The sequence below is a fragment of the Mycolicibacter longobardus genome (assembly GCF_002102265.1).
In the GTDB taxonomy this organism is placed as follows: Bacteria; Actinomycetota; Actinomycetes; order Mycobacteriales; family Mycobacteriaceae; genus Mycobacterium; species Mycobacterium longobardum.
In genome coordinates this window covers 1-15,399 of the sequence record NZ_LQPG01000016.1, presented here as the reverse complement: position 1 = coordinate 15,399, position 15,399 = coordinate 1, and the positions used below count along the sequence as shown (strand labels likewise).

13 protein-coding genes are annotated in these 15,399 nt (G+C 68.7%); all 13 read left to right on the top strand.

All coding sequences use genetic code 11. The features are described 5' to 3' along the window. The first annotated feature begins 10 nt into the window (after window positions 1-10). The 13 genes from mobA to proB all read left to right on the top strand — a co-directional run bounded on the left by mobA (window position 11) and on the right by proB (window position 15,299). A complete protein-coding gene (mobA, locus tag AWC16_RS08310; protein WP_085264284.1) occupies window positions 11-595 on the top strand; it encodes a molybdenum cofactor guanylyltransferase in 585 nt (194 codons plus the stop codon). 824 nt (window positions 596-1,419) lie between these two features. Next, window positions 1,420-1,743, top strand: coding sequence for a transglycosylase family protein (locus tag AWC16_RS08305; protein ID WP_207572286.1), 324 nt, complete (start codon window positions 1,420-1,422; stop codon window positions 1,741-1,743). A gap of 31 nt (window positions 1,744-1,774) precedes the next feature. Then, the gene (locus tag AWC16_RS08300; RefSeq protein ID WP_085264282.1) at window positions 1,775-3,028 is read left to right on the top strand and encodes a saccharopine dehydrogenase family protein; all 1,254 of its coding nucleotides are present in this window, start codon (window positions 1,775-1,777) and stop codon (window positions 3,026-3,028) included. A gap of 109 nt (window positions 3,029-3,137) precedes the next feature. After that, window positions 3,138-3,731: a DUF937 domain-containing protein gene (locus AWC16_RS08295; RefSeq protein ID WP_085264281.1), complete on the top strand. Its 594-nt coding sequence runs from the start codon at window positions 3,138-3,140 to the stop codon at window positions 3,729-3,731. 92 nt (window positions 3,732-3,823) lie between these two features. Then, a complete protein-coding gene (locus tag AWC16_RS08290; RefSeq protein WP_085264280.1) occupies window positions 3,824-6,472 on the top strand; it encodes a valine--tRNA ligase in 2,649 nt (882 codons plus the stop codon). Beyond that, window positions 6,469-7,896 carry a bifunctional tetrahydrofolate synthase/dihydrofolate synthase gene (gene folC / locus AWC16_RS08285; protein ID WP_085264279.1) on the top strand — a complete coding sequence of 476 codons (1,428 nt, stop codon included), beginning with the start codon at window positions 6,469-6,471 and terminating at the stop codon, window positions 7,894-7,896. Before AWC16_RS08290 ends, folC begins: the two co-directional genes overlap by 4 nt. Then, a complete protein-coding gene (locus AWC16_RS08280; RefSeq protein ID WP_085264278.1) occupies window positions 7,893-8,237 on the top strand; it encodes a DUF4233 domain-containing protein in 345 nt (114 codons plus the stop codon). The genes folC and AWC16_RS08280 overlap by 4 nt, the downstream gene beginning before the upstream one ends. Window positions 8,238-8,318: 81 nt before the next feature. Then, window positions 8,319-8,765 carry a nucleoside-diphosphate kinase gene (ndk, locus tag AWC16_RS08275; RefSeq protein WP_085264277.1) on the top strand — a complete coding sequence of 149 codons (447 nt, stop codon included), beginning with the start codon at window positions 8,319-8,321 and terminating at the stop codon, window positions 8,763-8,765. Between the two features lie 296 nt (window positions 8,766-9,061). Then, window positions 9,062-11,953, top strand: a complete 2,892-nt coding sequence (gene rne, locus AWC16_RS08270) for a ribonuclease E (protein WP_085264276.1) — start codon at window positions 9,062-9,064, stop codon at window positions 11,951-11,953. 162 nt (window positions 11,954-12,115) lie between these two features. Continuing rightward, window positions 12,116-12,427, top strand: a complete 312-nt coding sequence (gene rplU / locus AWC16_RS08265; protein ID WP_064998356.1) for a 50S ribosomal protein L21 — start codon at window positions 12,116-12,118, stop codon at window positions 12,425-12,427. Between the two features lie 17 nt (window positions 12,428-12,444). After that, window positions 12,445-12,705: a 50S ribosomal protein L27 gene (gene rpmA, locus AWC16_RS08260; RefSeq protein WP_024440772.1), complete on the top strand. Its 261-nt coding sequence runs from the start codon at window positions 12,445-12,447 to the stop codon at window positions 12,703-12,705. Between the two features lie 48 nt (window positions 12,706-12,753). Beyond that, window positions 12,754-14,199 (top strand): GTPase ObgE, encoded by a 1,446-nt coding sequence (gene obgE / locus AWC16_RS08255; protein WP_085264275.1) that lies wholly within the window; start codon window positions 12,754-12,756, stop codon window positions 14,197-14,199. After that, window positions 14,196-15,299 (top strand): glutamate 5-kinase, encoded by a 1,104-nt coding sequence (gene proB / locus AWC16_RS08250; protein WP_085264274.1) that lies wholly within the window; start codon window positions 14,196-14,198, stop codon window positions 15,297-15,299. The genes obgE and proB overlap by 4 nt, the downstream gene beginning before the upstream one ends. Window positions 15,300-15,399: the final 100 nt, after the last annotated feature.

Below are 15,399 nucleotides of genomic sequence, written 5' to 3'. Positions count from 1 at the left end.
GCCTGACGTCATGACGACCGGTCAGCTGGCCGGTGTCGTGCTGGCCGGCGGCGCATCGCGCCGGATGGGCCGGGACAAGGCCACCCTGACCGTGCCGGGCCGTTTCGGCGACCTGACTCTGGTGGAACACCTGGTGTCGGTGCTGGGGCAGCGCTGCGATCCGGTTTTCGTGGTGGCCGCCCAGGGGCAGGCGTTGCCCGATCTGACCGCGCAGGTGTTGCGTGACAAGGTGCCCGGGCTGGGGCCGCTGCCGGCTGTCGGCCTGGGCCTGCGTGCCGCCGCGGACGCCGGCGCCGCGCGCGCCTTCGTCTGCGCGGTCGACATGCCGTTTCTGACACCGGAATTGATCGACGAGCTGGCGGGTTCGGCCGCCGACGGCGCGGTCGACATCGTGCTGGCACGGGCGGACCGCGACCACTATCTGGCCGCGGTGTATCGCACGGGGCTGGCGGACACCGTCGATGCCTTGGTCGCCGGCGGGGAGCGCCGGGTGGGCGCATTGGTCGACACCGCCGACGTCCGGCGGATTGTGCTGGCCGACGCGGGCGCGCTGGCCAATCTCAACTCGCCCGACGATGTCGCCGGTCTGTCCTGAACAGACGACAGCAAATGCCGACTGCAGTCGTAAATAAAGCGATATGCGGTGCCGCGAGGTAGCGAAATATATCTTCGTATTATCTGCGTGAGATATAGAGATTATTGGCATTGTGCGGAATTGACCGGTTGGGCTCCGTCTCGCCTGGCCAGCGCTGATGTGTCGAAAGCCGTTGTTATGCAACGTAATTGATGTGGCCCCTCGGCGTGCGAAAGGGGCGCCGCGGACGGGTGGGTCGTCGGTCGAGAAAGATCAAATGCGTGCAGACCGCGCGATAGTGGCAGGTTCGGCGACCCTGCGCGCCGTCGGCCCAGCCCAGCCGGTTGGCCTGCGATTATCGGGGCAGATGATGCTGCTGTGGCCTGTGTGGCGCCCAGTTTCCGGCGCGGTCGGTGCCCGACGGGCCCCGGACCGGCAGATTTCCAGTGGCCCAGCCCACAAAATCCCCGTGATCTGACTCACGGCCGGGACTCCGCCCTGCGGTCCCGGCCGGACGGCAAAAGTCATTGCTGACCTGCTGTAACCATTCCCGGCCACGGTGTGATGGTTTCGTTATCTGCCCGAAATGCTCGCTAGATGCGGTTGGACGCGCCGTATCAATGTTTCGTAAGTTCCTTTCGCCCTAATGCGGGGCAAACAAATTGAAACGACGGAACCGCGTGTGAGCGGGGCCGCGGGCGGCCCCTCGAATGCCTCCGCGCGATGCCCCGCTGTCGTGCCCGACCGAGACGGCACGGCCCGAAGACCATTCCCGCCTGGAACCCAGGCATGCCAGCCCACGCACGTGGGCGCACTTCGGGGCGCGCACTGCGAAAGGAACGATGTTGAAGAACGTCCGTAAGCCCCTGACTATGGCCGCGATCGCCGGCGCCCTGATCACCGGTGCAGTCGTCCTCTCCGACGCCACCGCCAAGGCGGACAGCGTCAACTGGGACGCCATCGCGGCCTGCGAGTCGGGTGGCAACTGGTCGATCAACACCGGCAACGGCTACTACGGCGGTCTGCAGTTCACCCCGAGCACCTGGCGTGCCAACGGCGGCAGCGGCCTGCCCCACAACGCCAGCCGCTCCGAGCAGATCCGGGTCGCCGAGAACGTCCTGCGCAGCCAGGGCATCGGTGCGTGGCCGGTGTGCGGCCGTCGCGGCTGACCTTCCCAAGCCGACGAGTAGCGTCGAGCTCATGCCTGATACGCGTGAGCTCGACGCTGTCGTCTACGGGGCGACCGGCTTTGTCGGGAAGCTGACCGCCCAATACCTGTCCCGCGCCGGCGGCGGCGCCCGCATCGGGCTGGCGGGCCGCTCGGCGGAACGGCTGCGCGCCGTCCGCGACGAACTCGGTGCCGCGGCGCGGGACTGGCCGATCGTGGTGGCCGACGCCGACCAGCCCGCAACGCTGGACGCGATGGCGGCCCGGACCCGAGTGGTGATCACCACCGTCGGCCCCTACACCCGATACGGAATGCCCTTGGTGGCGGCCTGCGCGGCGGCGGGCACCGACTACGTCGACCTCACCGGCGAGGCGATGTTCGTGCGGGACAGTATCGACACCTACCACAAGCAGGCCGTCGACAACCGGGCGCGCATCGTGCACGCCTGCGGCTTCGACTCCATCCCGTCGGATATCAGCGTGTACGCGCTCTATCGGACGGCCCGCGACGAGGGCACCGGCGAGCTCCTCAACACCGACTACGTTCTGCGGAGCTTCTCCGGCGGCCTATCCGGCGGCACCATCGCCTCGATGACCGAGGTGTTCCGCACCGCCTCCAGCGATCCGGACGCCCGGCGCCAGATCTTCGACCCGCACACCCTCAGCGTCGACCGCCCCGCCGAACCCGAGGTGGGCCCGCAGCCGGACCTGTCCTGGCACCGGGGCGGTGACATCGCGCCGGAGCTGGCCGGCATCTGGACCGCGGGCTTTCTCATGGCGCCCTACAACACCCGGATCGTGCGGCGCAGCAACGGGCTGCTGAACTGGGCCTACGGACGCCGCTTCCGCTACGCCGAGCACATGAGCGTCGGCTCGTCGGCCGCGGCTCCGGTCCTGTCGGGACTGGCGACCGGGGTGGGCAACCTGACCTTCGGTCTCGCCGGCCGCTTCTTCCGGCTGCTGCCGCCCCGACTGGTGGAGCGCGTGCTGCCCAAGCCGGGAACCGGTCCCAGCCAGAGCCGGCGGGAAAACGGCTACTACCGCGTCGAGACCTACACCACCACCAGCACCGGAGCCCGCTACCTGGCGGTCATGGCGCAGCAGGGCGACCCCGGCTACCAGGCCACCTCGGTGCTGCTGGCCGAGAGTGCGCTGGCGCTGGCACTGGATCGCGACGCCCTGCCGGAGCACTACGGGGTGCTCACCCCGGCGGCCGCGATGGGCGATGCGCTGCTGGCCCGGCTGCCGGCGGCGGGTGTGACGCTGGAAGTCTCCCGGCTGAGCTGATCGCCTTGAACGGGCCGGTATGGGCCGGTGCCGGCCGACGATCTTTCCGCTAGTGTCGTTTTCGACCGCTGCCACCGCAGCACCCAGCAACGAAAGTGGACGAATACTCATGGCCGGCCTCGACGATCTCTTCGCTCAGATCCCCATCCAGGACATCGCCAACAAGCTCGGCGCAGACACCGGTGAAGTGGACAGCACCATCCGCACCCTGGTGCCCGTATTGGTCAGCGGCTTGAGCCAGAACGCTCAGGAGCCGGATCAGGCGGACAACATTGTCAACACCGCCAGCAACTTCGCGGCGCAGGGCCTGCTGGACAACGTTTTCGGCAGCAGCCAATCCGAGGGCCAGCAGCTGATCTCGACCATCTTCGGCGGCAACGACACCAACCAGGTCGCCTCGGCGCTCTCGGGCGCCGGTGCCGGCAACAACGACCTGTTGCAGAAGCTGCTCCCGATCATCGCGCCGATCGTGCTCGCCTACATCGGTAAGCAGCTGAGCGGCCAGAAGGCCGAGCCGGCCCAGCAACAGGCTTCCGGTGGCGGCGGCCTCGGCGACGTCCTGGGCGGCATCCTCGGCGGTATGGCCGGTGGCGGCGGCGCCAAGAACCAGTCGATGGGCAGCATCCTGGGCAACATGATCGGCGGCAAGACCGGCGGCGCCATCGGCGACATCCTCGGCGGTCTGCTCGGCGGCAAGAAGTAGCCCTACCTGCGTGAGCAGTCGCGAAAGCCCCCGAATCGAGCCGGATTCGGGGGCTTTTACGTCTGCTCGGCAGTCGTTCCTAGAATTGACCGGTGACTGTCACTCCCAACGCCGCCAACGCCGATCACCTGCCCAAGTCGTGGGAGCCGGGTGCGGTAGAGGACGCGATCTACCAGCGTTGGGTTGACGCCGGTTACTTCACCGCAGATCCGGCCAGCACCAAGCCCGGTTATTCGATCGTGCTGCCCCCGCCGAACGTCACCGGCAGCCTGCACATGGGGCATGCGCTCGACCACACCCTGATGGACGTGCTGACCCGCCGCAAGCGGATGCAGGGCTATGAGGTGCTGTGGCTGCCGGGCATGGATCACGCCGGCATCGCCACCCAGAGCGTGGTGGAACGCCAGCTCGCCGCCGACGGCAAGACCAAGGAAGACTTCGGCCGTGAGCTGTTCATCGACAAGGTGTGGGACTGGAAACGGGAATCCGGCGGCACCATCGGGGGCCAGATGCGCCGGCTCGGCGACGGGGTGGACTGGAGCCGGGAACGGTTCACCATGGACGACGGCCTGTCGCGTGCGGTCCGCACCATCTTCAAGCGGCTCTACGACGCGGGGCTGATCTACCAGGCCGAACGACTGGTCAACTGGTCTCCCGTGCTGGAGACCGCGATCAGTGACCTCGAAGTCAAATACGAGGACATCGAAGGCGAGCTGGTGTCGTTCCGGTACGGCTCACTCGATGACTCAGCGCCCCACATAGTGGTGGCCACCACCCGGCTGGAGACCATGCTCGGCGACACCGCGATCGCGGTGCACCCCGACGACGAGCGGTACCGCGAGCTGGTGGGGACCAACCTGCCGCACCCGTTCCTGGACCGGGAGATCGCCGTGGTCGCCGATGCGCACGTCGACCCCGAATTCGGCACCGGGGCTGTCAAAGTCACCCCCGCCCACGACCCCAACGACTTCGAGATCGGTCTGCGCCACCAACTGGACATGCCGACGATCCTGGACACCAAGGGCCGGATCACCGGCACCGGAACGCAGTTCGACGGCATGGATCGCTTCGAGGCACGCGTTGCCGTGCGTGAGGCGCTGGCCGCCCAGGGTCGCATCGTCGCCGAGAAGCGGCCCTACCTGCACAGCGTGGGGCATTCCGAGCGCAGCGGCGAGGTCATCGAGCCGCGGCTGTCCATGCAGTGGTGGGTTGATGTCTCCTCGCTGGCCAAGGCCGCCGGTGACGCGGTCCGGGACGGTGACACCGTCATCCACCCCAAGAGCCTGGAACCGCGCTGGTTCGCCTGGGTCGACGACATGCACGACTGGTGCATCTCCCGCCAGCTGTGGTGGGGTCACCGGATCCCCATCTGGCACGGGCCGAATGGTGAAAAGGTCTGTGTCGGACCGGACGAGACCCCGCCGGAGGGTTGGGAGCAGGACCCCGACGTGCTGGACACCTGGTTCTCCTCGGCGCTGTGGCCGTTCTCCACGATGGGCTGGCCGGACGCCACCCCCGAGCTGGCGAAGTTCTATCCCACCAGCGTGCTGGTGACCGGATACGACATCCTGTTCTTCTGGGTGGCCCGGATGATGATGTTCGGCACCTTCGTCGGCGGGGACGACGCGCTGCCCGGCGGCAAGGTGCCGTTCCACAACGTGTTCCTGCACGGCCTGATCCGCGACGAGCACGGCCGCAAGATGAGCAAGTCGCGCGGCAACGGGATCGACCCGCTGGACTGGGTGGAGACCTTCGGCGCCGACGCCCTGCGGTTCACCCTGGCCCGCGGTGCCAGTCCCGGCGGAGACCTGTCGATCGGTGAGGACCATGCCCGCGCGTCGCGCAACTTCGTCACCAAGCTGTTCAACGCGACCCGTTTCGCGCTGCTCAACGGCGCGCGACCGGCGCCGCTGCCGGCAGCCGACGAGCTGACCGACGCCGACCGGTGGATCCTGGGGCGTTTGGAAGAGGTTCGTGCCGAAGTGGATTCGGCCTTTGAAGGCTACGAGTTCAGCCGGGCATGCGAGGCGCTCTACCACTTCGCCTGGGACGAGTTCTGTGACTGGTATGTCGAGTTGGCCAAAACCCAGCTGGGGCAGGGGATTGAGCACACCACGGCTGTGCTGGCCACGGTGCTCGACACCTTGCTGCGGCTGCTGCACCCGGTGATCCCGTTCGTCACCGAAACCCTGTGGCAGGAGCTCACCGGTGCGGAATCCCTGGTGATCGCCGACTGGCCGGAACCATCGGGGATCGCCCTGGACCAGGTTGCCGCGCAACGGATCACCGACATGCAGAAGTTGGTGACCGAGGTGCGCCGGTTCCGCAGCGACCAGGGACTGCGTGACCGCCAGAGGGTCCCGGCCCGGCTCAGCGGTATCGACGACGCCGATCTGGCCACTCAGTTGGCGGCGGTGGCCTCCCAGGCCTGGCTCACCGAACCCGGCGACGGGTTCGCGCCGTCGGCGACGGTGGAGGTCAGGCTCGGCGTCGGCGCTAAGAGCACCGTCGTCGTCGAACTGGACACCTCCGGCACCGTCGACATCGCCGCCGAACGCCGGCGCCTGGAAAAGGATCTGGCCACCGCGCAGAAGGAACTCGGCGCCACCTCGGCGAAACTGGGCAACGAGGCTTTCCTGGCCAAGGCGCCCGACGCGGTGGTCGACAAGATCCGGGCCCGCCAGCAGTTGGCCCGCGACGAGGTGGACCGGATCACCTCGCGTCTTTCGGCCCTGGCATGAGCGACCACCCGGTCGGCGCAACCGAACCGACGCCGGACGAGATCGCCGCGCTGCTGCAGGTCGAGCACCTGCTCGACCAGCGCTGGGGCGAAACCAAGATCGAACCGAGCTTGACCCGCATCAACGCCCTGCTGGAACTGCTCGGCTCCCCGCAGCGCGGCTACCCGTCGATCCACGTCGCCGGCACCAACGGCAAGACCTCGGTGGTGCGGATGATCGACGCACTGCTGACCGCCTTCAGTCGTCGCACCGGGCGCACCACCAGCCCGCATCTGCAATCGGCGGTCGAGCGCATCGCGATCGACGGCGAGCCCATCAGCCCGGCCAGGTATGTGGAGACCTACGCCGAGATCGAGCCCTTCGTGCAGATGGTCGATGCCTCCTCGCAGGCCGACGGCGGACCGGCGATGAGCAAGTTCGAGGTGCTCACCGGCATGGCCTTCGCGGCGTTCGCCGACGCCCCGGTGGACGTCGCCGTCGTGGAGGTCGGCATGGGCGGTCGCTGGGACGCCACGAACGTCGTCGAAGCCCCGGTTGCCGTGATCACCCCGATCGGTATCGACCACGTCGACTACCTCGGTGACGACATCGCCGGGATCGCAACCGAGAAGGCCGGCATCATCCACCGCTCGTCCGACGAACTGACCGACACCGTGGCGGTGATCGCCCGCCAGGCGCCCGAGGTGATGGAAGTCCTGCTGGCACAGTCGGTACGCGCAGATGCCGCGGTGGCGCGGGAGAACTCGGAGTTCGCGGTACGCAGCCGCCAGCTCGCGATCGGCGGGCAGCTGCTGGAACTGCAGGGCCTGGGCGGGGTGTACTCGGAGATCTTTCTGCCGCTGCACGGCGAGCACCAGGCCCACAACGCGGTGCTGGCGTTGGCGGCGGTGGAGGCGTTCTTCGGGGCCGGCGCCGAGCGTCAGCTCGACGTCGACACGGTGCGGGCGGGCTTCGCCGCGGTGCGCAGTCCCGGCCGGCTGGAGCGGATGCGCAGCTCGCCCACCGTCTTCGTCGACGCCGCACACAACCCGGCCGGTGCCGCCGTGCTGGCCCGGGCTCTGGCCGAGGATTTCGACTTCCGCTTCCTGGTCGGCGTCCTCAGCGTGCTGGCCGACAAGGACGTCGACGGTATCCTCGCGGCGCTGGAACCTGCTTTCGACCGAATCGTGGTGACCCACAACGGTTCTCCGCGGGCACTGGACGTCGAGACGCTTACCGCTGCGGCAGCGCGGTGGTTCGGCGACGACCGGGTGGTCACCACCGAGACGCTTGAGGATGCGATCGACACCGCCACAGCGCTGGTCGACGAGTTCGACGCGGCCGGCGAAGCTAAGGGGGCTGGGCTGGGAGCGGGGATCGTGATCACCGGATCGGTGGTCACCGCCGGTGCCGCGCGCACCCTGTTCGGGAAGGATCCGGCATGAGCGAGCAGAGGCCCGACCCGTGGCGGGGTTTCCGCGGCGTGATGGCCGCGACGCTGATACTCGAGGCCATCACCGTGCTGTTGGCGCTGCCGGTGGTCAGCGTCGTCGGCGGGGGACTGACGCCCGCGTCCCTGGCGTATCTGCTCGGCCTGGCATTGGCGCTGTTGCTGCTCGTCGGCGTTCAGGGACGGAGTTGGGCGATCTGGGCCAATCTGGCGTTGCAGCTGGTGCTGGTGGCCGGATTCGTGGTGTACCCCGGTGTGGGCGTGATGGGCCTGGTGTTCACCGCGGTGTGGGTGCTGATCGCTTACTTCCGTGCCGAGGTGTTGCGCCGCTCGTGACCGAGGCGGTTCGGGGCCGGTACGCTGTCGCCCGTGCCGCTGGCGACGATGCAGCCAGCGATGAAAAGGAGCGGCGCTTCAATGACTGAGCGGACTTTGGTGCTGATCAAGCCGGACGGCGTGAACCGCCGGCTGGTGGGCGAGATCATCAGCCGGATCGAGAAGAAGGGCCTGACGTTGGCGGCCCTGGAACTGCGGCCGGTGCAGCAGGCAGTGGCGCGACAGCACTACGGCGAGCACGAGGGCAAGGCCTTCTTCGCGTCGCTGCTGGACTTCATCACCTCCGGTCCGGTGGTCGCCGCGGTGGTGGAAGGTCCGCGGGCGATCGAGGCGTTCCGCCAGCTCGCCGGCGGCACCGACCCGGTGGCCAAGGCCACCCCGGGCACCATTCGGGGCGATTTCGGACTGGAGACCCAGTTCAACCTGGTGCACGGCTCGGACTCGCCGGAGTCCGCCGAGCGCGAGATCGCGCTGTGGTTTCCCGACCTCGAGCCGTCGGCGCCGGTGTCTCCCATGACCCTGGCCTGAGGCCCAGTTAGCGCCTTTCGTCCGGACTACTCCGGGTTGTGTGGGATACTGACAATCGGGTGAACGTCACCGGACCGGTTTCTGACACCCGAATGAAGACTTCGGCGAGTGCGACGGTCGCGATATGTGATGCGGCGCCGATCGCCGGTCCTCATTCAGCCAGGCACCGAGTCGGTTCCACCCGAGCCCCTCGGAGCGAGACCACCACAAGCCCGGGGAAGTGAACCGGGCCCATAACGAGAAGCCCTCGCGTGGCCGCGTCGCAACGACGCGCCCGGGGGCTTGAGGAGACGTACGTGGCAGACCCCTCCCTTTTTAGAGGCCCTTTTTCAGACGTACCGGTGGCGCCGACCGAGCACGACGAGTTGCCCGATCGGCTGCGGGTGCATTCCCTCGCGCGGGTACTGGGCACCACCAGCAAACGGGTCCTGGATGCCCTGACCGAGCTGGACGGCCGGGCGCGCAGCGCGCACTCCAGCGTGGATCGCGTCGAGGCGGTGCGCGTCCGTGACCTGCTGGGTTCGGCCCCCGAAGCTCCCGAGCCCGCTGCCGGCGGGTTGACCCAGGAGCCCGGGGAGCCCGACGAGGTTCCCGACGAGCCCGAGTCCCGGCTGCTGCTGGAGACGGCCCCGGAGCCGGTCGCCACCCGGGCCGACTACATGCCGTTGTTCGTCGCTCCGCAGCCGGTCGCCTTCGAGCGCCCGGCCCCCCGCGAGGCCGATGACGACGCGGACGACTACTCCGACGACTACGGCGACCTTGACCCCGGTGTCTCCGACGCCGACGCCGAGGATGAGAACGGGGAACGGCCCGCCAACCGGCGCCGCCGCCGCGGGCGCCGCGGGCGCGGCCGGGGCCGCGGATCCGAAGGAGGGGCTTCCGACGACACCGCCGACGTCGCTGACGCCGACGACGACACCGACGACGACGCCGCCGCGGAATCCGACGACACTCAAGACTCCGACGACGCGGAAGACACCGGCGAGGACGAGAGCGGTTCGTCGGAGGAGCCCGGCAGCCGGCGCCGTCGCCGCCGTCGTCGGCGCAAGACCGGCTCCGGGGACGACGAGGACACCGGAGCGTCGGACGACCCACCCAACACCGTCGTGCACGAACGCGCCCCGCGCGCCAAGTCCGGTCGCTCCGCCAAGGGTGAGAAGGGCACCGGCGACGACGAGATCCAGGGCATCACCGGCTCGACCCGACTGGAGGCCAAACGGCAGCGTCGCCGCGACGGCCGCGACGCCGGGCGCCGTCGTCCGCCGATCCTGAGCGAGGCCGAGTTCCTGGCCCGCCGCGAGGCCGTCGAGCGCCGGATGGTGGTCCGCGACCGGGTCCGGACCGAGCCGCCGCACCAGGGCGCCCGCTACACCCAGATCGCCGTGCTGGAAGACGGCGTGATGGTCGAACACTTCGTCACCTCGGCTGCCTCTACCTCGCTGGTCGGCAACGTCTACCTGGGCATCGTGCAGAACGTGCTGCCGTCGATGGAGGCCGCCTTCGTCGACATCGGCCGCGGCCGCAACGGCGTGCTGTACGCCGGCGAGGTGAACTGGGAGGCCGCCGGACTCGGCGGCGCCAACCGCAAGATCGAGCAGGCGCTCAAGCCCGGCGACTACGTCGTCGTGCAGGTCAGCAAGGACCCCATCGGTCACAAGGGCGCCCGGTTGACCACGCAGGTGTCCCTGGCCGGCCGCTACCTGGTGTATGTGCCGGGCGCGTCGTCCACCGGGATCAGCCGCAAGCTGCCCGACACCGAGCGTCAGCGGCTCAAGGAGATTCTGCGCGAGGTGGTGCCCGCCGACGCCGGCGTGATCATCCGCACCGCGTCGGAGGGTGTCAAAGAAGAGGACATCCGCGCCGACGTGGAACGTCTCCAGGAACGCTGGAACCAGATCGAAGCCACTGCGGCCGAGACCAAGGGCAAAGCCGCCGGTGCCGCGGTGGCGCTCTACGAAGAGCCCGACGTGCTGGTCAAGGTGATCCGGGACCTGTTCAACGAGGACTTCTCCGAGCTGGTGGTCTCCGGTGACGACGCCTGGGCCACGATCAACGACTACGTCGGTTCGGTGGCGCCCGAACTGGTGCCCAAGCTGACCCGCTACCAGGCCCCCGAAGGCCCGGAGGGTCAGGCCGGGCCGGACGTGTTCGCCGTGCATCGCATCGACGAGCAGCTGGCCAAGGCCCTGGACCGCAAGGTCTGGCTGCCCTCGGGCGGCACGCTGGTCATCGACCGGACCGAGGCGATGACGGTGGTGGACGTCAACACCGGCAAGTTCACCGGATCCGGGGGCAACCTCGAGGAGACGGTCACCAAGAACAACCTGGAGGCCGCCGAGGAGATCGTGCGGCAGCTGCGGCTTCGTGACATCGGCGGCATCATCGTCATCGACTTCATCGACATGGTGCTGGAGTCCAACCGGGATCTGGTGCTGCGTCGGCTGACCGAGGCCCTGGGCCGCGACCGCACCCGCCACCAGGTCTCGGAGGTGACGTCGCTGGGACTGGTGCAGCTGACCCGCAAGCGGCTGGGCACCGGGTTGATCGAGGCCTTCTCGACATCGTGTCAGCACTGCGCCGGGCGCGGCATCATGCTGCACGCCGACCCGGTCGACTCGGCAGCACCGGGGCGCAGGGCCGAATCGGGCGGCGGCAGCCGCCGCAGCAAGCGCTCGAAGAAGCCCAAGGTGGACGAACCGGCGGTGGCCAAGGTTCCGGTGCACACCCCCGGTGACCACCCGATGTTCAAGGCAATGGCTGCGGCCAGCGACCGTCACGACGACGAGTCCGACGAGGAACAGGAAACTGCGCCGGAGGCCGACGAGCTGCCGGTGGGTCTCGCCGAACCGGGCTCCGAAGACATCGAGGACACCGAAGACACCGAAGCCGTCGCCCAAGAGGACGAGGACCTGGACGAGGGCGGCGAGGGCGCTGAAGAAGACCTCGACGACGACGAAGACACCGACGACGAAGACACCGACGAGGACGACGAGGACGACGAAGACGAAGTCGATCTCGACGACGATGACGACGAAGACTTCGACGACGACCTGGACGTCATAGACGAGTCCGACGAAGACGAGGACTCCGAGGACTCTGAGGACTTCGAGGAGCCCGACGAACCGGCTGAGGTGGTCACACGCCCGCGGCGACGCGCGGCGGCCCGCCCGGCCGGGCCGCCGATCTAGGCCGATTTAGTCCCCCAGCCGGTTTGACCCCTTAGCCGCTGGTCACGTACCCTTGACCAGTTGTCGCCAGGCGGGATAACCACAGCTCGGCGGACAGAACCCCAGACACCTGCGCAAGTCCCGATGGCGTGCGCGCCCGAGAAGCAGAGGTAGAAACCAACGATGGCGACGTACGCAATCGTCAAAACCGGCGGCAAGCAGTACAAGGTTGCCGTCGGAGACGTGCTCAAGGTCGAGAAGCTCGAGTCCGAGCCGGGATCGTCGGTCTCGCTGCCGGTCGCGCTGGTCGTGGACGGTGCCACCGTCACCACCGACGCCGCCAAGCTGGCGAAGGTCGCGGTCACCGGTGAGGTGCTCGAGCACACCAAGGGCCCCAAGATCCGCATCCACAAGTTCAAGAACAAGACCGGCTACCACAAGCGGCAGGGTCACCGTCAGCAGCTGACCGTGCTCAAGGTCACCGGAATCAAGTAGCAGCAGGAGGCAGCGAGATGGCACACAAGAAGGGCGCTTCCAGCTCACGTAACGGGCGCGACTCCAACGCGCAGCGACTCGGCGTCAAGCGGTTCGGCGGCCAGGTGGTCAAGGCCGGCGAGATCCTGGTCCGCCAGCGGGGCACCCACTTCCACCCCGGCGTCAACGTCGGGCGCGGCGGCGACGACACCCTGTTCGCCACGGCACCCGGTGCGGTCGAATTCGGCGTGAAGCGCGGCCGCAAGTTGATCAACATCGTGCCTGTCGCCCGCGACTAGTCGCCGGCGTAACTGGGCGCCGCCAGGCGCCGGATAGGTAGTAACGCCATGTCCCGGTTCGTCGACCGCGTCGTCATCCATGTGCGGGCCGGCGACGGGGGCAACGGCTGCGCGTCGATTCACCGGGAGAAGTTCAAGCCGCTGGGCGGCCCCGACGGTGGCAACGGCGGCCGCGGCGGCAGCGTCGTGCTGGCCGTCGACCCCCAGGTACACACCCTGCTGGACTTCCATTTCCGCCCGCACATCGCCGCGGCCTCGGGCAAGCAGGGCCAGGGCAGCAATAAGGACGGCGCAGCCGGATCGGACCTGGAGATCAAGGTGCCCGACGGCACCGTGGTGCTCGACGAGCACGGACGGCTGTTGGCCGACCTGGTGGGGGCCGGCGCCCGTTTCGAGGCGGCCGCCGGTGGACGCGGCGGGCTGGGCAACGCGGCACTGGTGTCGCGCGCCCGCAAGGCGCCCGGCTTCGCACTGCTGGGGGAGAAGGGCGAAGCCCGCGACCTCACCCTGGAACTCAAGACCGTCGCCGATGTGGGCCTCATCGGATTCCCCTCGGCAGGCAAATCCGCTCTGGTGTCGGTGATCTCGGCGGCAAAACCGAAGATCGCCGACTACCCGTTCACCACGCTGGCGCCGAACCTGGGCGTGGTCTCGGCCGGGGACAACACCTTTACCGCCGCCGACGTGCCCGGGCTCATCCCGGGTGCCTCGGCCGGACGCGGGCTGGGCCTGGACTTTCTGCGGCACATCGAACGCTGTGCGGTGCTGGTGCACGTCGTGGATTGCGCGACCGCCGAGCCGGGCCGCGACCCGCTCTCCGACATCGAGGCGATCGAAGCCGAACTGGCCGCCTACACGCCCACCATGCAAGGGGATTCAACCCTCGGTGACCTGATGGCGCGGCCGCGGGCGGTGGTGCTCAACAAGATCGACGTGCCCGACGCGCGGGAGATGGCCGAGTTCGTTCGCGAGGACATCGCCGCCGAACGCGGCTGGCCGGTGTTCATGGTGTCGACAGTGAGCCGGGAAGGATTGCGGCCATTGACGTTCGCGCTGGCCGACATGGTGGCGTCGTATCGTGCCGCGCAGCCGGAGCCGGTTGCACGCCGGCCGATCATCCGGCCGATACCCGCGGGGCAGACCGGGTTCACCGTGGAGTCCGACGGCGACGGTGGCTTTGTGGTGCGCGGGACACGTCCCGAGCGCTGGGTGCATCAGACCAACTTCGACAACGATGAGGCGGTCGGCTATCTGGGTGACCGGCTGGCCCGGCTCGGCGTCGAGGACGAGCTGCTGCGGCTGGGGGCCAAACCGGGCTGCGCGGTGACGATCGGGGAGATGACCTTCGACTGGGAACCGGCCACGGCTGCCGGCGTCGACACACCGCTGTCCGGTCGGGGCACCGACATTCGGGTGGAACGCAGCGACCGGGTCGGTGCCGCCGAACGTAAGGTCGCGCGCAAACAGCGCCGTGAACACACGGAGGACTCGTGACTTCCACTGCGCGCGAGGCGATTCGCAGCGCGCGCAGCGTCGTCGTCAAGATCGGCACCACCGCGCTGACCAACGAGAACGGCATGTTCGACGCCGACCGGCTGGCCGGGCTCACCGAGGCGATCGAAGCCCGGATGAAGGCCGGCTCAGACGTGGTGATCGTGTCGTCCGGCGCCATTGCCGCGGGTCTGGAGCCGCTGGGATTGTCCAAGCGGCCCAGCGATCTGGCCACCAAACAGGCTGCCGCCAGTGTGGGTCAGGTGGCGTTGGTCAACGCGTGGAGTGCTGCCTTCGGCCGGTTCGGCCGAACCGTCGGGCAGGTTCTGCTCACCGCGCAGGACGTGTCGATGCGGGTGTCGCACACCAATGCCGCCCGCACGCTGGACCGGCTACGGGCACTGCACGCGGTGGCGATCGTCAACGAGAACGACACCGTGGCCACCAACGAGATTCGATTCGGCGACAACGACCGGCTCTCCGCGCTGGTGGCGCACCTGGTGGGCGCCGACGCGCTGGTGCTGCTCTCCGACATCGACGGCCTCTACGACTCCGATCCCCGAAAAGGCCCGGCCCGCCGGATCCCCGAGGTGGCCGGTCCGGATGACCTCGCCGGCGTGGTGGCCGGCGAGAGCAGCAACCTGGGCACCGGCGGCATGGTGTCGAAACTGTCGTCGGCGTTGCTGGCAGCAGACGCCGGGGTTCCGGTGTTGCTGGCCGCAGCCGGCCAGGCGACGGCGGCCCTGTCGGACGCATCGGTGGGCACCGTCTTCGCGCCCCGGGCGCAACGGTTGTCGGCCCGCAAGTTCTGGGTGCGTCACGCCGCCGACGCAGCAGGCACGCTGACCCTGGACGCCGGGGCCGTCGAGGCGGTGCTGACCCGGCGCCGCTCCCTGTTGCCCGCCGGGATCACCGGGACTTCGGGCAGGTTCCACGGCGGCGACGTGGTCGAGCTGTGCGGTCCGGACGGATCGGTGGTGGCCCGCGGTGTCGTCGGCTACGACGCGGCGGAGCTGGCCGCCATGATCGGCCACTCCACCGCCGAGTTGGCGCCGGATGCCCGCCGCCCCGTGGTCCACGCCGACGACCTGGTCGCGGTGTAGTCCCCTCCTTCCGGCGAGAGTGCATTGCTCCTATGTCAAGCAGCGGCGGCGTGGGGTGTGTGGTGTCGTGACTTCTCGTCGGTGTGGAGGCGGTTGTAGA